Genomic DNA, 18,463 nt, shown 5'->3' with positions numbered 1-18,463 from the left:
ATGCCGCCGAGTCGATCGCGTCGGCGGACGTCGAGGCCGTTCAGTTGTTCCGGTGCGATGATCCGTTGGGGGAGCGGGCGCGTCCAGGCTGCGGTGGGTGGGCGGGGGCGCCGAGGACGCGGACGCGGCGGGTGGCGTGCTCGATGACGGCGAAGACGTACAGCCGCGCGCCGGTCAGGGTCCGGGTCTCGAAGAAGTCGGCGGCGAGAATGACCTGCGCTCGGCTGCGCAGGAAGGTGCTCCAGGTCTGGCGGTCGCGCTGAGGCGCGGGCTCGATCCCATTGCGGTGGAGGATCTCCCATGCCGTGGAGGGGGCGATCTTGATTGCCGACACGGCCAGCTCGCCATGGATGCGTCGGTAGCCCCAGCTCGGGTTCTCCCAGGCCAGGCGCAGGACGAGGGTTTGGATGCGGCGGTGGGCGGGGCGGTCGGCCAGGCCGTTTCGGGCGGGATGCCTTGGCGTGGTGGCGGCGTTGCAGGTCGCGGTGCCGGCGTAGGACGGTGTCGGGGGAGACGATCAGGTGGAGCTGTCGCAGCCTGAGCCGGGGGAGTCGGTGGAGCAGAGCGGCGAGGAATGCCCGGCCGGGGACGGTTCGGAACAGCTCCTGCTCCAGTCAGACAGCCTTCCGGCGACACGCCCACCAAGAGCTCACTCTCATCCACACTTGCCGCTTAACCTGCAGAAACAGGATCACGCCAAGATCGATCATGTCTCACGGCGTGGACGTGATCGCGGACAGCGTCAGCCGCCGCAGATATTGATGGGTGTCGTGCACAGCCGCCAGGCCGGTGAGGTAGCGAGGTGGAAGACGGATGATCACGGCCATCGGAGCTGCCTTCGCGTCGATCGATCAGGATTACCTGTTTCAGGCGCGGCAGATGCAGGCGCTGTCGCTTGCCGTGCACATCCCCTTGGTGTGCTTCGGGATCGCCTTTCCGGCGATGGTGCTGTTCTGCGAGTGGCGTTACTTGCGGACCGGAGATTCCCTGTTCCGTATCCTTGCCCGCCGCTGGTCGAAGGTGATGTTGGCGCTTTTCGCCGTCGGCGTGGTGACTGGGACGATCCTCAGCTTCGAGTTGGGACTGTTGTGGCCGGGCTTCATGACCAGTTTCGGCAACGTGTTCGGTCTGGGGTTCACGTTGGAGGGCTTCTCGTTCTTCGTCGAGGCGATCTTCATCGCGATCTACGTCTACGGGTGGGAACATTTGCGGCCATGGCTGCACTTCCTGTCGGGCATCCCCGTAGCGATCGCGGGAGTGACGGGATCGATGTTCGTGATCTCGGTCAACGGATGGATGAACCACCCCGGTGGGTTCGACCTGCGGGACGGTCGCGCCGTCGACGCGCACCCGTGGTCGGCGCTGTTCGGGAACAGCTATTTCTGGCACGAGTTCGTGCACATGTATTTCGCCGGTTACATCGTCGCGGGGTTCCTGGTTGCCGCTCCGTACGCGTGGGGCTTCCTGCGCGGCCGCTGGGACCGCTATCAGCGCACAGCATTGACGATCGCGTTGTCGGCCGCGGCGGTTGCCGCGCCGCTGCAGGTTGTCATCGGCGACTGGGCCGCGCGCGAAGTCGCGCAACAGCAGCCGGTGAAGCTGGCCGCGTTGGAAGGACTCGGTCAGACTACCCGCGGCGCACCTGAGCACCTGCTGGGCTGGTACAACGGCCACGAGGTCGTCTACGGCATCGAGATCCCGCGCCTGCTGTCGCTGCTGGCCTTCCATGACCCGAACGCGACGGTCGCGGGCCTCAACACGGTGCCGACCCAAGACCTTCCACCGGTCAACATCGTACGCTTTGCCTTCCAGACCATGGTCGGGAGCGGGACACTGCTGGCGCTGCTCGGCCTGATCTATCTCTATGTCCGGTTGCGCCACAGGCGGCTGCCCTACTCACGCTGGTTCTACCGTGCCGCGGTGCTAGCAGGCCCCTTGTCGGTCGTTGCGCTCATCGCCGGCTGGATCACCACCGAGGTCGGGCGTCAACCCTGGATCGTGTACGGGATCATGCGGACCAGCCAGGCGGTCACCGGCGCGTCGGGGATTCCCATCGGCTACGGCACACTGATCGTGGTCTACCTGGGACTCGCTGGTGGGGTCGCGTGGCTGCTGCGCCGCTTCAGTCGCGTGCCGATCGAGGGGCACAGTGATGGCTGAGATCCCGATGGTGTTCATCCTCGCCGGTCTCGCCGCCTACACCGTGCTGGCCGGCGCCGACTTCGGTGCAGGGCTGTGGACGCTGCTGGCCGGAGGGCGAGGAGCCGACCGCGAGGCGATCCGGCACCACGCACACCACGCGATGGGACCGGTGTGGGAAGCCAATCACGTGTGGCTGATCTTCGTGCTGGTCGTGTGCTGGACGGCGTACCCCGTCGCATTCGGTTCGATCGCGTCCACGCTGGCGGTGCCGCTGTTCATCGCCGCGGTCGGGATCATCCTCCGGGGCGCCTCTTACGCGCTACGCGGCCAACTGGACGGTGCACTCGGCGAGCGGCCGATCGAGTACCTGTTCGCCCTCTCCTCGATCTTGACGCCGTTCGCGCTGGGTACGGTCACGGGCGGGATCGCCTCCGGCCGTGTCCCGGTGGGCAACGCCGCAGGGAACCTCGTCACCAGCTGGCTGAACCCCACCTCGGTGTTCATCGGCGGGCTCGCGGTCGCGACCGGCGGATACCTGGCCGCCGTCTATCTTGCCGCTGACGCGCGCCGGATCGGGTCGAGGGCATTGGAGCTCGCCTTCAGAGACCGCGCCCTCGCGTCAGGCGGGTGTGCGGGCGCGCTCGCGCTGGCCGGCCTGATCGTCGTCCACTACGACGCCCGTCCGCTGTTCACCGGCCTGACCAGCGACGGCGGTGCCCTCATGGTCGCCGTCTCCGCCGCAGGGGGAGTGGTGACCCTGATGCTGGTCTGGCGCAACCACTTCGGCCTGGCCCGCGCCTCGGCAGCGGTCGCCGTCGCAGCGATCGTCGCGGGCTGGGCCCTGGCCCAAAGACCGCGCTTCCTGCCCGGGCTCACCCTTGAGCAAGCCGCCGCCGGCCGATCGACGCTGCTCGCCGTCATCATCGCCGTCGCAGGCGGAGCGATCGTGCTGGTTCCGTCGCTCGTCCTGCTGTTCCGGCTTTTCCTCCGGGGCCGCCTGGACCCCAGCGTCATCGCCGCGGCCGCCGTCTCCACCCCACCTCCCATCGCCCACCGAGCGAGACGTCGCCTGCTCGGAGCCTTCGCCGGAACCACGCTGCTCATCGGCGTGATCATGACCGTCGTCGGTAGTCTCGGATGGGTCCTCGTCGTCGGCGTCATCTGCCTGTTCGCCTGTGCGATGGCGACATTCGCTCTCGTGACGGCAGAGTCGGACCACGGGAGCTGACCGTTATGAGACTTTCGCTGGGACGTCGAACTCACCGGACAACGCTCAGAAACGGTGATCCGGGCGTCCGTTCGGTCATGATCCGCATTCCATCTGGTTTAGGGACAACCGGCATCAAGGCTGTCGCGGGGTGGAAGGGTTCGCGCTTGACGATCCGGCGGGCACGTACCCCGTTCGGGCGCAGGTCGAGGGCCGCAATGTTCGCGTACCCACCCGGCGGGTAGGGCGGATTCTGCCTGTCACCACAGCAAGGCATCGACGACGTCGGAGTGCTCCCCTCGGCATCAGGGTCGGATTCAGTGGCTTCGGGCCACTGTGTTGATTCGTTTCGTCAAGCGGAGGGAGCGAGAATGACATCGCCGCCTGAAAAGAGGCAAGACGCAGAGCAGCGGATGCTGGGCTCGGTGCCGAGTATGCCCGCACTCGGGCGCGGGCCTGCTCCGGGTGGCTACTCTCGTCATGACTACCACCATCCCGCCGCAGGATGGGGCGCCTCGCGCAGCGTCTCGCACGTGCTCGAACGCGCCGGCGAACCGCTGGAGGGCCTGCGCGCCCTGTTTGTGATGAACCACGAGGACGGCGGGTTCGACTGTCCGGGCTGCGCGTGGCCGGATGACCCGAGCGGACTGCGCCTGGACGTCTGTGAGAACGGTATCAAGCATGTCACCTGGGAGCTCGCGCCTGCGAAGGCCGACCGCGAGTTCTTCGCGGCCCACACCGTCAGCGAGTTGGCGCAGTGGAGCGACTACGATCTTGAGGCGGTGGGACGGCTCGCCGAGCCGATGAGCTACGACCCGGCCACCGACACCTACCAGCCGATCTCCTGGGAAGATGCCTGCGCTCTGGTCGGAAACACCCTACGCGGATTGGATAGCCCGCATCAGGCATCGTTCTACACCTCGGGACGGCTCAGCAACGAGGCGACCTTCCTCTACCAGCTCTGGGTTCGCGAGTTCGGCACGAACAACCTGCCCGACTGCTCGAACATGTGTCACGAGGCTAGCGGCCGGGCGCTGACGGCGGCAATCGGCAGCGGTAAGGGCACGGTCGACCTCAACGACTGGGAGCACGCGGACGCGATCTGGTTGATGGGCGACAACGCCGCGACGAACGCGCCGCGGATGCTGACCTGGCTGGCTGAGGCCGACCGGCGCGGTGCTGCGCTGGTCCACATCAACCCGTTGATCGAAGCCGCATCGAGGCGGACGATCGTGCCGCACGAGTTCGTCGACATGGCGACGTTCCACACCACCGAGACCGGCACGATGAATGTGCAGGTGCGTATCGGCGGCGATATGGCCCTGCTGCGCGGCGTCGCCAAGGCCGTCTTCGAGACGGCGGAGAAGTCTCCGGACGTTCTCGACCAGGACTTCATCGAACGCTACACACACGGCATCGAGGAGTACCGCGCGCTCGTGGACGCCACTGCCTGGGCGGACCTGGTACGTGATTCCGGCGTGGACGAGCGGAAAATCCGCAGGCTCGCCGATTCCTACCTGGCATCAAAGCGCGTGATCATCGCCTGGTGCCTGGGCCTTACGCAGCACGAGCACGGCGTCGACACCGTTGGCGAGATCGTCAACCTGCTACTGCTGCGAGGCAACATAGGCCGTGAAGGAGCGGGTCCGTGCCCCATCCGGGGACACAGCAACGTGCAGGGAAACCGCACCTGCGGCATCAATCACCGTCCGGATGACGCGTTTCTCAACCGGCTCGCCGAAGTCTGCGGGATCGATCCCCCACGGAGGCACGGAAGGGGCACCGTCGAAACGATCGAAGCAATGCGCAGCGGCGACGTGAAGGTGTTCGTCGCACTGGGCGGCAACTTCGCGCTCGCAGCCCCTGATCTGCCCTATACGTTTCAGGCGCTGCGCAACTGCGAGCTGACCGTGCAGGTGAGCACCAAGCTCAACCGTAGCCATATCGTGCACGGCAAGCGCGCGCTCATCCTGCCCTGCCTGGCCCGAACCGACAAGGACTACCAGAGCGGCGGTTTGCAGGGCATCAGCGTTGAGGACTCGATGTCGATGGTGCACATCTCCTACGGGATGAAACAACCCGCTTCGCCGCATATGCGCTCCGAGTGCGCGATTATTGCCGGCATGGCCCAGGCCACGCTGCCGAACAGCCAAACACCCTGGCAGGACTATGCCGGCAACTACGATCGCATCCGCGACACGATGGCCCGCGTACTGGACGGGTTCGAAGACTTCAACGCCCGCGTCCGCAACCCGCACGGCTTCCGCATTCGTCAACTGGCACGGGACCGCGTCTTCCAGACGCCATCTCGTCGCGCCGAATTCTCGCGCGCGCCGCTCCCCGACGACGCCCACCCTGGCGAAGGCCGTCTGCTACTGACGACGATCCGGTCGCATGATCAGTTCAACACCACCATCTACTCCAACGATGACCGCTATCGGGGGCTCAAGGGCCTGCGCACGGTCGTGTTCCTCAACGAGCAGGACATGCACAACCTCGGCCTTGCGGACTTCGACCTCGTCGACATCACAAGCTTCTCCAAGGACGGGACGCAGCGAACGGTGCACGGCTACCGGGCAATCTGCTATCAGATCCCGCCGGGCTGCGCCGCGGGCTACATGCCGGAACTCAATGTTCTCTGCGGGATCGCCGACGTCAGCACACAAAGCGGGCAACCCGTAACGAAACACCTCATCGTCGAAGTGAAGCCTGTCCAGTAAACGGGTTCCCCAAATCTTCGCGGATCTTGCGCGAGCACATCATCGACGCCGGAGTCATGGCGACCACCCTCGCCAGTCGCTGAGGGCACCGCAGAGCCATCCTCGGCGGCCTCATCAACGAGGACCAGATCGCCGGCTAACGCCACCCCGATAACCGGTAGCTCAGAGGCCGAATCCTGTAATTGAGATCCACCGGGTGGCGAAGACGCGGCCGCGGACGCATTCGGCCTTGACCGGTATCCGCAGGGTTTTTCGCCAGGGCTTTGTCGAATGAGTCTCTCTCCCGCCGAGCCCATGCAATCCATCTGACCCTGTCAAGGCCTTCCGCATCTCGACGGAAACCTCAGTTTGAGCGAGCCGATGGGTTCTGGGCCACACCAGATTGGTGTTGGCGTCGATGACCCAGGCGGCCGCGTGTTGGCTTCAATGACCCAGGCCGCGTGTGATTATATCGTGATAGCGAAGGTGATGACGATGGCAACAGCCGGCACACCCACCATCATCGGCTAACTGGCGGCACGTGCGCAGAGGACGTGTCGACGCTGCGAACCCCGCATCGCGAGCAGACCCTTATGGGGGAGACGTGGTAGCAGGCTAACCGGTGACGGTCCTCAGCGACGGCGCACTCACCTGGTCCTCAGCTTCTATTTCAACCCCTAGCCCTCCGATGCGCATTAGTGGCAGGAAGGTCGATCACGATCATTTGAGCAGTTCAGACCTTCGATGAAGGATGATGGCGGGCATCTCATCCACAATGAGGAAAGACGTTTCATGACAGATAGCAACGAAAATTCTCGTGCGGGACGACCACGCGGGAACTTGAGTAGGCGACGCCTTCTTCAAGGGACAGCGGGCACCTTCGGTGCCGCTCTGGCGTCCGCTGGCATCTATAAGATGATCAACACCATTGCAAAACCGCCGGACCGGCCCGCTGTCGCCGACAGCCCGCCCATCCAGGAACAATATATCCTGCAGAACGAGCAGGTGGTCATGGTCAATGGCTCGGGCGTGAAGAGTGGCAATGGCACGATCGCGGTCCGGGTGCCGGCCCTGCACGATCATGTCATTACCGCAAAGCTGAATGTTTCAGCGAATGCCAAGGCATTGCAGGAGGCGCAGCACCACCTCGAGTCCGTCCTCCTGGGCCTGGAACGCCAATTCCCGCCCACTCCCACAGGAGTGGGCATCACCATAGCCTGGGGACTTCCCTACTTCCACCACTACATCCCAACCCTGGGCAAAACATCAGGCTTCTTCAAGGCGGGAACACCTTATCCAGCGTATCTGCCGGTCGATTTGACGACCTCCAAGATGGAGGGCCGTACCGTATATGCGCTGCAGGAGGCCAGAACCTTCCCCAGCGACCAGCCCCCGCCTGGCTTCGGGCCGGTCCGCTTGGAACAGAATGACGTGGCCGTGCTACTCCGCAGTGACTCGCTCGCCAATATCATGGCAGCCACCAATGCCCTCTGCGGATCTGGAAGCAAGCAGGCGGGCAGCCTGTTCAAGGTGACGAGTATCCGCCAGGGCTTCTCCGGGGGCGGTTTCTACGGGCAACAGGGCCTGCCGAGCAAGCTGGCTCTGGCAGCTGATATCCCCGGTGCACAGTCGATTCCTCGACAGGCGCAGGGCTTCCTCGGCTTCGCCACCACCCTGGACTCGAATATGGGACCCGGCATCATCGCCAATCTGGAGACCCTGCCCGGCCTCACCGATCAGTGGCCCAACGGGTACTTCAAGCAGGGGACCACCATGCATCTCTCGCACCTGTTCCAAGATCTGGTGGCCTGGTACGAACAGAACTTCCCTCAGTACGCGGATCGCGTCCAGGCGATGCTCCATCCCGGCCTCTCGCCCGCGCCCGCGCCGGGTACGCTTGCCCTCCAACCACCAGGTCAAAGTGAGGCCGAAGTGGCGCAAGGGGTCCAGCGGTACCACGCCTACGGCCACACTGGGAGCATGTCGGAGGTGGACAGCACCACATCGCCGACCACCAGCAACTACGGGAAGGCCTACCCCGCGGGGACGACCATCCCCGTGCGCGGCGATTTCGACACGCTGGACAATCCATTCCACTACACATCCGATCCGACGGCAGACCACTACAGCAAGAAGCCGGCGGCCGGGTTGCACTTCATTCAGTTCCAGCCGACGATTGCAATCTTCAATATCGTTCGGCTCTCGATGGACGGCCACTATCCCGATAGGACACTCCCTGTCGCACCGCGCAGCCCCCACGCCGGCATCAACTCGGTCCTGCACACGACCCACCGGCAGAACTATCTGGTTCCACCACGTCGCCATCGCTCCTTCCCGCTCGCCGAGTTCCTTGTCTGAAGGCTTCGTGAATGTCGTTGCGGACCTCCCGGCGGATGCGCAAGCGGCGGAACCAGTTGCAGGAGTGCGATCGTCCGCTTGACCACCCAGCGGTGGATGCCCAGGCCAGAGCCGTGTGGAGTGCCGCGGCGGGCGATGATGGGCTTGATGCCGGTGCGCCGCACCGGGCGGCGGTACTTGTCGTGGTCGTAGCCGCGGTCGGCGTACAGGCAGGCGGGTCGCTTGCGAGGCCGTCCCACCCGGCCCCGCACCGGCGGGATCGCCTTGATCAGCGGCATGAGCTGGGTGATGTGGTTGCGGTTGCCGCCGGTCAGGGAGACAGCGAGGGGGATGCCGCCTGCGTCGGTGATGACATGGCGTTTCGAGCCCGGTTTGGCGCGGTCGACCGGGCTCGGGCCGGTTTTGGGCCGCCCTTGAGCGCCCGTACGTGGGAGCGGTCGATCACCGCCCTGGACCAGTCGAACTGGCCGGCGGTGTGCCGTTCGGCGAGCAAGAGCTGGTGCAACTTGTCCCATACGCCGTGCCGCCGCGTCCCCTGCGCGCGAGCGACGATGCGGCACGTCCAGGGACGCGGCGGACTTGCCGGATACCTCCTCGTGGGCGCCGGAACGTACGGACCGCATCATTCGCCGACCTTCGACCTGGACGAGGCCGCGCTGGGCCCGGTCGCCGGCCTCCTGGCCGCACTCATCCGATCCTGAGGTTTCCTTCTTCTGAAACCGTGGTTACAGTAACAGTGGTTTCTCGAAGGAGGTTGGATGGGCGCGACGGGCCAGTGGGTGCTGCTGGCGTACCGGATTCCCCGGCAGCCTTCGACGCTGAGGATCACCATCTGGCGCAAGCTGGATCGGCTCGGCGTGGCGCGGCTGGGGGACGGACTGGTCGCGTTGCCCGCTGACGCCCGTACCCGTGAGCAGTTGGAGTGGATCGCCGAGGAGATCGGCGAGGTGGGCGGAACGTCCACGCTGTGGCTGGCTGCTGCGGGAAGCCAGGCTCAGGAGCAGGTGATCGCGGCGGAGATGCGGCAGGCCAGGGCGGAGGAGTACCGGACGGTGATCGCGCAGGTGGGCGCGGCGGCGCAGGCCAGGCCAGGGGAGCGGACCCGGGCCGTCAAGCGGTTGCAGGCGGAGTTGCGCAGGATCGGCCGTCGCGACTACTTCCCGCCGCCCGAGCGTGACGAGGCTCGGCTCGCGGTGCGGGCGCTGGCTCAGGAGGTCATCGTCACGGAGGAGAGCCGGTGAAGTGGGTCACGCGCAGCGGTGTGCACATCGATCGGGCGGCGTGTGCCTGGCTGATCCGCCGTCACGTCGATGCCGATGCGGTGTTCGTCTTCGTTGACGATCCCGCCAGGGTGCCTGAGGACGCGACGCCCTTCGACATGCGGGGCGTGGACCTGTCGCATCATGGCGGAGACTGCACGTTCGAGACGATCCTGCGACGCTATGACCTGGTCGATCCGGTGCTGTGGAAGATCGCCGAGATCGTCCACGAGGCGGACATCGACGACGAACGTTTCGACGCTCCGGAGGCGCCCGGCCTCGACGTGGTTCTGCGCGGCCTGTCGATGATCTGCGACGACCCGCGGGTGCTGGAGATCACCGGGCCGGTCTTCGACGGCCTGTACGAGTTCCACCGGCGGGCGCTGCTGCTGGGGCGAGAACCGGCATGAGCGGCATCTCCGTCGTTCGCGTCCTGCTGGCCGCTCAGGCGGTGCGCGGGCTCGGCTACGGCGTCGCGGCCGTCCAGCTCGGGGCGCTCCTGCGTGCCGAAGGGCTGTCGCCTGCCGAGGTGGGGGATGATGCTGACGGCGATCCTGGCGGGCAGCCTGTTCTGCAGCCTTGTCCTGGCGCGTTGGGGCGATGGCATCGGCCGGCGGCGGGCGTACCTGATGCTGTGGGCGGCGCTGGCCTGCGGCGGGGTGGTCATCGCGGTCGGCGCTCCCTGGTGGCTGCTGGCGGTGGTGGCGTTGACGGGTGCTCTGTCGGTGGAGGTGATCGAGTCCGGCCCGTTCACCACGCTGGAGCAGGTCATGCTGGCCGGCACGGGGCGCCCGCAGCACGAGGTGGTGCGAGGGTTCGGCCTGTACAACGCGGTCGCGGCGGTCGCCGGGACGGCCGGGGCGCTGCTCGGCGCGCTGCCGGCGGACCGGCGGCTGCTCGGGGGCGTCCTGGTCGTGGCCGGAGTCATCGGTGCTCTGCTGGCCGCCCGCCTGCCCGGCGATGTGGAGGCCCCGGCGACGCTGCCCGGCGATGTGGAGGCGCCGGCGACGCTGCCCGGCGTGCCCCGTCCACGGCTGCTGGCCCGCTCCCGCGGCCCGGTGGCCCGGCTGGCCGCGTTGTTCGCCGTAGACAGCCTCGCCAGAGGGTTCGTGGTGCAGGCGTACATCGGCTACTGGTTGAGCGTCCACCACGGCGCCACGACTCAGACGATCGGCCTCACCTTCGCCGCGCTGGGTGTGTTGCAAACGGCATCCCTGCTTGCCGCGCCGCTGGTGGCGGCCCGCGTCGGGCTGTTGCGCACGATGGTGTTCACCCATATCCCGTCCAACCTGCTGCTGGCCGCCGTGCCCCTGGTGCCCGGCCTGCCCGCGGCGATCGCGCTGCTGCTGGCGCGCGCCTGCCTGTCGGCGATGGACGTGCCCACCCGGCAGGCCTACGTGATGGCCCTCGTGCCGCCCGAGGAACGGACGGCTGCGGCCGCCGTCACCAACACCGCTCGCTACCTGACCCGTCCGGCCGGGCCTGTCCTGGCCGGTGTGCTCTTCCCGCTCGGCGCCGCGATGCCGTTCCTGATCGCCGCGATCGCCAAGACCGGCTACGACCTGAGCCTGTGGCGGATCTTCCGGTCAGTCCGCCTGCCCGCCGACCAGCACACCCCCTGATGAGGCCCGTCATGACTACCGAAGCAACACGCGATGTGATCCCGTTCCGGCAGGCCGTGCGGGCCTGGTTCCTGATCTCGCTGCAGACCTTCGGCGGCCCGGCCGGGCAGATCGCTGTCATGCAGCGGACGCTCGTGGAGGAGAAACGCTGGATCGGCCAGCAACGTTTCAATCACGCGCTCAACTACTGCATGCTGTTGCCGGGGCCGGAGGCGCAGCAACTGGCGATCTACGTGGGCTGGCTGCTCAACGGCACCCGCGGCGGTCTGGTCGCCGGCACGTTGTTCGTGCTGCCCGGCATGCTCGCGCTGCTGGCGCTGTCGGCCGTGTACGTTCTGTGGCAGGACACCGGCATGGTGACCGCCCTGTTCGCCGGGATCGCGCCTGCGGTGCTGGCCATCGTCGCCCAGGCTGTCATCCGGGTCGCCAAGCGCTCGCTGACCCATCCGGTGTTCGTCGCCGTGGCGGCGGCGGCCTTTCTCGCGCTGGCATTGTTCGGGGTGCCGTTCCCGATCGTGATCGCCGTTGCCGCCCTCATCGGGTGGGCGGTGCACAGGCTGGCGCCACAGGTTCTCGCGAAGGGGAACGGGCACGGTGGCGACGGCGGACCGGCGCCGCTGATCTCCGACGACGCCCTGCACCACGCTCAGCCAAGCTGGCGCTCGGCGGGCAAGATCCTCGCCGTGGGGTTGGTCGCCTGGTGGCTGCCGGTGGCCGCGGTGGCCCTGTTCCTCGGCACCGGCAGCGTGTTCACCACCCAGGGGCTGTTCTTCTCCGGCACCGCGCTGGTCACCTTCGGTGGCGCGTACGCGGTGCTGGCCTTCGTCGCGCAGCGGGCGGTGGAGACCTACGCCTGGCTCACGCCGGGTGAGATGGTGCGCGGGCTCGCGCTGGCCGAGACCACTCCCGGGCCGCTGATCATGGTGGTGCAGTTCGTCGCCTTCCTCGGCGCCTACCGTGACCCTGGCGCGCTGACCCCGTGGGCGGGTGCGCTGCTCGGCGCCCTGCTGACCACCTGGGTCACCTTCGTGCCGTGCTTCCTGTTCATCTTCCTCGGCGCCCCCTACGTCGAGCGGCTGCGTCACAACACCGCCATCAGCGCCGCCCTGACCGGCATCACCGCCGCCGTCGTCGGCGTCATCGCCAATCTCGCCCTCTACTTCGCCGAGCACACCTTGTTCGTCCGCACCTTCACCTGGGATTGGGGCCCGTTCAGCAGCCAGCTTCCCGAAACGAGCACACTCAGCCCCATCGCTCTGGCGATCACCCTGGCCGCACTTGTCATGACCTTCGTCCTGAAATGGCCGATGCTCCGCATTCTCGGCATCTGCGCCCTGCTCGGCCTGGCCACTGTGCTGCTGTGAGTACGAAAGGTCATCAAGCGCCTGCGGGATCGCCGCTGGGAAGCGTTGTGCCTATCCGGTGGTGGATCGGTCGGCGGTGGCGAGGCTTGGTGAAGGGTGCTGGTCGCCGCGTTCGATGTGGTCGGCGTGGTACAGGCCCTGGGTCAGCAAGCGGCGCACGTGGTCGTCGGCGGCACTGTAGTAGACGAAGGTGCCCTCGCGGCGGCCCTTGACCAGCCCGGCCAGACGAAGTTTGGCAAGGTGCTGGCTGACCGCGGTGGGAGCTGCGTCGGCGAGTTCGGCCAGGCAGGCGACGTTGGACTCGCCCTGCAGCAGTGCCCAGAGGATCTTGATGCGGGTGGGGTCGGACAGCAGCCGGAACGACTCGGCGGCCAGGTGCACCTGCTCCTCGTTCGGCATGTCGAAATCCGGCAACGACGTGTGCATGCCTCCAACCTATCCCCGACCTGACTGCTTGCATATCTTCGTGTGTACGCATATACGATGGCTCGATGATATCGGACCTGACAACCTCCGCCACCGGCCAGGCTCCAACCGCGCCTCCGTCACGGACCACCGCATCGTGGCGGGCGGGGATGTGGTCGGTGCCGGAGGTGCGCTGGGCGACGGTCGCGACCGGCTTGTTCGCCGCCGCCGGCATCAGCCAGTTGGCCGGGGCGCCGCCGTGGCTGTGGTGGGGGCTGTATCTGGCCTGCTACGCGGCCGGTGGATGGGAGCCCGGCCTGGCCGGGCTCAAGGCGCTGCGCGAGCGGACGCTGGATGTGGACCTGCTGATGGTCGTCGCGGCGATCGGCGCCGCGGCGATCGGGCAGGTCTTCGACGGCGCGCTGCTGATCGTCATCTTCGCTACTTCCGGCGCGCTGGAGGCGCTGGCCACCAAGCGCACCGAGGATTCGGTACGTGCTCTGCTGAACCTGGCACCCGAGCAGGCCACCCGCCTGACCGAGGCGGGGGAGGACGTCGTCGACGCGGCCGCGCTGCAGGTCGGCGAGGTCATCTTGGTCCGGCCCGGAGAACGCATCGCCGCTGACGGGCAGGTGCTGGCCGGGGCCAGCGACGTCGACCAGGCATCCATCACCGGCGAAAGCCTGCCGGTGGACAAGCAGCGTGGGGATGAGGTGTTCGCCGGCACGGTGAACGGCACCGGAGTCTTGCGGGTGCGGGTGATGCGGCCGGCGGGCGAGACGGTGATCGCCCGGATCGTGGCCATGGTGGAGCAGGCCACCGCCACCAAGGCGCGTACCCAGCTGTTCATCGAGAAGGTCGAGCAGCGCTACTCCGTCGTCATGGTCGCCGCCACGCTGGCGGTGTTCGCGCTGCCGCTGTTGTGGGGAGTGGGGGTGCAGGACAGCCTCCTGCGCGCGATGACGTTCATGATCGTGGCCTCGCCGTGCGCCGTGGTACTGGCCACCATGCCGCCGCTGCTGGCCGCGATCGCCACTGCCGGTCGGCACGGCGTGCTGGTCAAGTCGGCCGTGGTGATGGAGCAACTCGGAACGGTGACCCGGGTGGCCTTCGACAAGACCGGCACGCTGACCGAGGGCCGCCCGCAGTTGACCGGCGTGCACGTCCTTCCCGGAACCGACATCACCGCCGAACACCTCCTTGCCCTGGCCGCCTCGGCCGAGCAGGCCTCCGAGCATCCGCTGGGCCGCGCCGTGCTGCGGGCCGCCCGCGAAGGCGGCCTGATGGTCATGGGTGCCGACGACTTCGCCTCCGAACCCGGGCGCGGCGTGCGGGCTCTTGTCGAAGGTCGCCTGGTCGAGGTCGCCAGCCCTGCCCAGCTGCTCGACTCCGATGACGGCGCCGCTTCCGAAGTGATCGCCGAACTGCAGAGCGGCGGGCACACGGCCGTGGTGGTGCGCGTGGAGGGCGTCGTGGCCGGGGTGCTTGCCCTGGCCGACCGGATACGGCCCGGCGCGCCCGAGGCGGTGGCCCGTCTGACGGCGCTGACCGCGTCCGCGCCGGTACTGCTGACCGGCGACAACGGACGGGCCGCGGCCCGCCTGGCCGCCCAGGCGGGCATCAGCGAGATCCACGCGGACCTGCTGCCGGCCGGCAAGGTGACGGCGGTGCGCGAGTTGCAAGCCGGCGGCGGACGGGTGGCGCTGGTCGGCGACGGCGTCAACGACGCCCCCGCGCTGGCATCGGCGCATGTCGGCATCGCGATGGGCCGCAGCGGATCGGACCTGGCTCTGGACACCGCCGATGCGGTCATCACCCGTGACGAACTGGCCACCGTACCCGCGGTGATCGCACTGGCTCGCCGGGCCCGCCGCCTGGTCGTGGCCAATCTCGTCATCGCCGGCACCTTCATCGCCGTGCTGGTGGCCTGGGACCTGTTCGGCGACCTGCCGCTGCCGCTGGGGGTGGCCGGGCACGAGGGCTCCACCGTCATCGTCGCTCTCAACGGGCTGCGTCTGCTGCGCAACGCCGCCTGGCACCGCGCCAGAGCCGAAGCACATGAGATGCCGCCGGTGCCCGGCCGGTAGCCACTCCGCCGAGCGTGCCGGGTGGAGCGGTGAGGCGGTCGCACGAGCGGAAGCGGCGCAGCGCGGTCGCGAGCGTCCGGTGGTCGTTGTCGCGGGCGGCGCGGTCGTCGGCGCGCATCTCGACCAGCAGCGCGACCGCTTCCAGCACCGCCCGCAGTAGTACGCGGCCGCCACTGGGCCTGTACGTCGTGGGTGGGCTGGCGGTCGTGCTCGGCTCGGCCATCACCGGTCTCTACGCCGAGGCGGGCCCGCTCATCCCGGCACTGAAGTCCGGCTGGCTGGCCATCCACGTCACCGCCGCGGTCGCGGCCAGCCGCGCCTTCACCCTGGCCGCCATCGCCTCGGCCCTGTACCTGCCCACGCCAGAGGCGATGCCACGGCCTGCGTCCAGGCCAATTGGAAACGCTGGCCCGCAGGCTGCACACGCTCGCCTTCCCGGTCTGGACGTTCGCGGTGATCGCGGGCGCGATCTGGGCCGACAGCGCGTGGGGGGGGAGACTGTCATGTCCGGATCTGTGAGGGCCGGAGGCTGCGATGCCCCCGGCTACTCGGCCAGGCGCAGTGACCGCGCGGGGCGCATCGAGGACGGCGCCCGTGGACGGCCCGCCCGGAACGCGACGCGCCCAACATGCCCGCCAGGCCGAGCCCAGCAGCCTGGTCACCCCGAAACCGATTTCGGACCGGCCATGCGAATCGCCGTAATTGCCCTGGGTGGTCATGGTGGTGCCGTGCCGGACCGTCTCCTCCACCATTGCGTGGGATGAGCATATCCATGGTCACATTTGGCCGGCGGGGGAACCTGCGTGCGGGATTCCAGGGGAATGAGGTCAGATGGGCGCGGCCGCTCATCGGGCCGTACTCGTCTTGCCCAGATCAAGTGATCCACATCTGATTCGCCGCGTGAGGGCCTTGCGGCCCATCTGCGCCGCAACCAACCGGAGGACCTTATGAAGGCGCTCATCTACAACGGCACCCGCGAAGTAGCCGTGCAAGACGTACCCGACGCCCGGATCGAGCGGCCGACCGACGTCCTGGTCCACGTCACCACCACCAACATCTGTGGCTCCGACCTGCACATGTACGAGGGTCGCACCGACCTGGAAGCGGGCCGGGTGCTGGGTCACGAGAACATGGGCGAGGTCGTCGAGATCGGATCAGCGGTCGACCGGGTCAAGGTCGGCGACATGGTCTGCCTGCCGTTCAACATCTCCTGCGGGCACTGCAAGAACTGCGAGGCCGGCCTGACCGCTTTCTGCCTCACCCTCAACCCAGACGCGGCCGGCGCCGCCTACGGCTTCGCCGGGATGGGCCCCTACAACGGCGGCCAAGCCGAACTGCTGCGCGTCCCCTACGGCGACTTCAACTGCCTACGGCTGCCGGAGGACGCCCGGGAGAAGGAGACCGACTACGTGATGCTGTCGGACATCTTCCCCACCGGCTGGCACTGCACCGAACTGGCCGGCATGCGCCCAGGGGAGTCGGTCGTCGTCTACGGCGCCGGACCGGTCGGGCTGATGGCCGCCTACTCGGCGATGATCAGGGGCGCCAGCCAGGTCATGGTCGTCGACCGTCACCCCGACCGGCTCCGGCTCGCCGAGCAGATCGGCGCGATCGCAATCGACGACTCCAAGGGCTCCCCGGTCGACCAGGTGCTGGAGCATACCCGCGGGGAGGGAGCCGACCGCGGCTGCGAGTGTGTGGGCTACCAGGCGCACGACCCGCAAGGCGTCGAACACCCTGAGATGACCATGAACGATCTGGTCAAGTCGGTGCGGCCTACCGGCGGCATCGGCGTGGTGGGCATCTTCCTGCCGCAGGACCCCGGAGCCCCCGACGACATGGCCAAGAAGGGCGAGATCCGCTTCGACATGGGACTGTTCTGGTTCAAGGGCCAGAAGATCGGCACCGGTCAGGCCAACGTCAAGGCCTACAACAGGCAACTGCGCAACCTCATCCACACCGGCCGCGCCAAGCCATCGTTCATCGTCTCCCACGAGCTCCCGCTGGAGCAGGCCCCGGAGGGCTACCGGCACTTCGACGCGCGCGACGAAGGCTGGACCAAGGTCGTCTTGCACCCCAACGGCCACCGGCGCTGACACCGGCCCTGAAACGTCAGCCAGGCGAACGTGGCCGTGCCCCGTGCGTTTGTCTCACTCTTGGACGTTCGACATGGCCGCCGTGGGGGCTCCTCGTACGCGTGGAGGCGCAATCCGGCAAGGAGGAGAAGGTCGCTCAGCTCCTTCGGCTTGGAGCGTCCGCCAGTAGGTCATCGGATCCGTGGTGTGCGGGGTCGTGTGTCCCATCGGTAGTGGGTTCAGGCCCGTCGGATCAGGCAGCGCACAGTGATGATCGCGGACGCCAGAGCGAGGAAGAAGCAGACGGTGGCTCTGCGTCTTTCCGTGCAGCGACGCAGCCTGCCGAAGTTGTTCATCCAGGAATTCGTGCGCTCGACCACCCGCCTTCCGCTGGTCTGGATCGGGACCTTCGACCCGCGTGGGACGACGCGTGCGTCGATGTCCCTGTCGGCCAGGCCCTCGTGGACAACGCGATGGTCGTAGCCCGCATCCAGACTCAGGCGGGGGCGCTTCGGCAGTGGACCGAGGGCTTTCTCCAGGCCGGCGTAGCGTTCGAGGGTGGTCGGCAGCAGGGGGTGTGGTCACGCACGTTCGCGGGCCGCGGTTCGGTGACCAGCGGTATGCCCCGCGCCTCGGTCAACTGCGAGCGTTTGGCCCGCTCGACCGGGCTCTTGCCGGCACGCATCCCCGATCATCATGAGACGTAGACAACTCCATGATCCGTGGGGCCTGAACCAGCGCAGCTATCTACGGAGGACACTTTTGAGGCTCGTGTTACGAGTTCTCAGTCTCTTAGTGGTCTTTCAGAGCCTGGTGCGGCCCTTGCTTCACCTGGTCGATCGCCTCGGCCGGGCGGGCTCGCGGACCGGCTGGCAGAACTCCGCCCTCCCACTGCTTCGGGTGAACAGGTAGGTGCCGTGCTCGGCGTACCAGATGGAAGCCGATGTCGACCTCCTTGAGGTCGAGGGCGGACTCGAAGGGCTCCCGCACTACGTCGGGACATGTCACGCCGCCCGAGGTGATCGGTCACTCGCTCGCGGAATTGCGCCGCCTGGCCATCTGGGCCACCCGGTCGAACTGTGCCGTAGTTCGCTCTTACCCGCTCCTGCCGGCCACAGGTCAGCGGTCCCATGGCGGTTTGTCGCCCATCTTCTCGTAGTAGCGGGCGAGGTGGGCTTTGACTCGGTCGATCTCATCGGTGGGGATGTCGATGCCGCCACGGGCACCCTGCATGATGTTGCCGGC

The 18,463-nt window shown here is 67.5% G+C and carries 14 protein-coding genes and 2 pseudogenes; 11 read left to right on the top strand and 5 right to left on the bottom strand.

The features are described 5' to 3' along the window. Positions 1–40: 40 nt before the first annotated feature. Positions 41–334: a hypothetical protein gene (locus ACFPZ3_RS46935; RefSeq protein ID WP_379520903.1), complete on the bottom strand. Its 294-nt coding sequence runs from the start codon at positions 332–334 to the stop codon at positions 41–43. Between the two features lie 479 nt (positions 335–813). Between ACFPZ3_RS46935 and ACFPZ3_RS46930 the strand changes: the two genes are divergently transcribed. From ACFPZ3_RS46930 to ACFPZ3_RS46915, 4 genes are all read left to right on the top strand, one after another. After that, positions 814–2,160 carry a cytochrome ubiquinol oxidase subunit I gene (locus tag ACFPZ3_RS46930; RefSeq protein ID WP_379520902.1) on the top strand — a complete coding sequence of 449 codons (1,347 nt, stop codon included), beginning with the start codon at positions 814–816 and terminating at the stop codon, positions 2,158–2,160. Next, on the top strand, positions 2,153–3,370 hold the full coding sequence (locus ACFPZ3_RS46925) for a cytochrome d ubiquinol oxidase subunit II (RefSeq protein WP_379520901.1): 1,218 nt from the start codon (positions 2,153–2,155) through the stop codon (positions 3,368–3,370). The genes ACFPZ3_RS46930 and ACFPZ3_RS46925 overlap by 8 nt, the downstream gene beginning before the upstream one ends. Before the next feature lie 350 nt (positions 3,371–3,720). After that, the gene (locus tag ACFPZ3_RS46920; RefSeq protein ID WP_379520900.1) at positions 3,721–6,069 is read left to right on the top strand and encodes an FdhF/YdeP family oxidoreductase; all 2,349 of its coding nucleotides are present in this window, start codon (positions 3,721–3,723) and stop codon (positions 6,067–6,069) included. A gap of 894 nt (positions 6,070–6,963) precedes the next feature. Beyond that, positions 6,964–8,406 carry a DUF7405 family protein gene (locus ACFPZ3_RS46915; RefSeq protein WP_379520899.1) on the top strand — a complete coding sequence of 481 codons (1,443 nt, stop codon included), beginning with the start codon at positions 6,964–6,966 and terminating at the stop codon, positions 8,404–8,406. Here the strand turns inward: ACFPZ3_RS46915 and ACFPZ3_RS46910 are convergent. After that, positions 8,315–8,926 (bottom strand): annotated as a pseudogene (locus ACFPZ3_RS46910) (IS5 family transposase); the annotation flags it as partial. The gene ACFPZ3_RS46915 and the pseudogene ACFPZ3_RS46910 sit on opposite strands and share 92 nt — an antisense overlap. Between ACFPZ3_RS46910 and ACFPZ3_RS46905 the strand changes: the two are divergent. From ACFPZ3_RS46905 to chrA, 5 genes are all read left to right on the top strand, one after another. Beyond that, the gene (locus ACFPZ3_RS46905; protein WP_379520969.1) at positions 8,820–9,107 is read left to right on the top strand and encodes a hypothetical protein; all 288 of its coding nucleotides are present in this window, start codon (positions 8,820–8,822) and stop codon (positions 9,105–9,107) included. The pseudogene ACFPZ3_RS46910 and the gene ACFPZ3_RS46905 overlap by 107 nt on opposite strands. Before the next feature lie 57 nt (positions 9,108–9,164). Further along, positions 9,165–9,647, top strand: a complete 483-nt coding sequence (locus ACFPZ3_RS46900; RefSeq protein WP_379520898.1) for a Chromate resistance protein ChrB — start codon at positions 9,165–9,167, stop codon at positions 9,645–9,647. Then, positions 9,644–10,075 carry a chromate resistance protein ChrB domain-containing protein gene (locus tag ACFPZ3_RS46895; RefSeq protein WP_379520897.1) on the top strand — a complete coding sequence of 144 codons (432 nt, stop codon included), beginning with the start codon at positions 9,644–9,646 and terminating at the stop codon, positions 10,073–10,075. The genes ACFPZ3_RS46900 and ACFPZ3_RS46895 overlap by 4 nt, the downstream gene beginning before the upstream one ends. Before the next feature lie 129 nt (positions 10,076–10,204). Further along, a complete protein-coding gene (locus ACFPZ3_RS46890) occupies positions 10,205–11,287 on the top strand; it encodes an MFS transporter (RefSeq protein WP_379520896.1) in 1,083 nt (360 codons plus the stop codon). Between the two features lie 11 nt (positions 11,288–11,298). After that, the gene (chrA, locus tag ACFPZ3_RS46885) at positions 11,299–12,651 is read left to right on the top strand and encodes a chromate efflux transporter (RefSeq protein WP_379520895.1); all 1,353 of its coding nucleotides are present in this window, start codon (positions 11,299–11,301) and stop codon (positions 12,649–12,651) included. 51 nt (positions 12,652–12,702) lie between these two features. Here the strand turns inward: chrA and ACFPZ3_RS46880 are convergent, their stop codons facing one another. Beyond that, a complete protein-coding gene (locus tag ACFPZ3_RS46880) occupies positions 12,703–13,077 on the bottom strand; it encodes an ArsR/SmtB family transcription factor (protein ID WP_379520894.1) in 375 nt (124 codons plus the stop codon). Between the two features lie 65 nt (positions 13,078–13,142). Here ACFPZ3_RS46880 and ACFPZ3_RS46875 point away from each other — a divergent pair, with 65 nt between their 5' ends. Next, positions 13,143–15,143 (top strand): heavy metal translocating P-type ATPase, encoded by a 2,001-nt coding sequence (locus tag ACFPZ3_RS46875; RefSeq protein WP_379520893.1) that lies wholly within the window; start codon positions 13,143–13,145, stop codon positions 15,141–15,143. 232 nt (positions 15,144–15,375) lie between these two features. Here ACFPZ3_RS46875 and ACFPZ3_RS46870 read toward each other — a convergent pair whose 3' ends face one another. Further along, positions 15,376–15,504: a hypothetical protein gene (locus tag ACFPZ3_RS46870; RefSeq protein WP_379520892.1), complete on the bottom strand. Its 129-nt coding sequence runs from the start codon at positions 15,502–15,504 to the stop codon at positions 15,376–15,378. 586 nt (positions 15,505–16,090) lie between these two features. Here ACFPZ3_RS46870 and ACFPZ3_RS46865 point away from each other — a divergent pair. Next, the gene (locus ACFPZ3_RS46865) at positions 16,091–17,239 is read left to right on the top strand and encodes a glutathione-independent formaldehyde dehydrogenase (protein ID WP_379520891.1); all 1,149 of its coding nucleotides are present in this window, start codon (positions 16,091–16,093) and stop codon (positions 17,237–17,239) included. 218 nt (positions 17,240–17,457) lie between these two features. Here the strand turns inward: ACFPZ3_RS46865 and ACFPZ3_RS46860 are convergent. Continuing rightward, positions 17,458–17,906, bottom strand: a pseudogene (locus tag ACFPZ3_RS46860) (transposase); the annotation flags it as partial. Between the last annotated feature and the right edge of the window lie 557 nt (positions 17,907–18,463).

The organism is Nonomuraea insulae (assembly GCF_042656245.1).
This window is presented reverse-complemented; position numbering and strand designations above follow the sequence as displayed.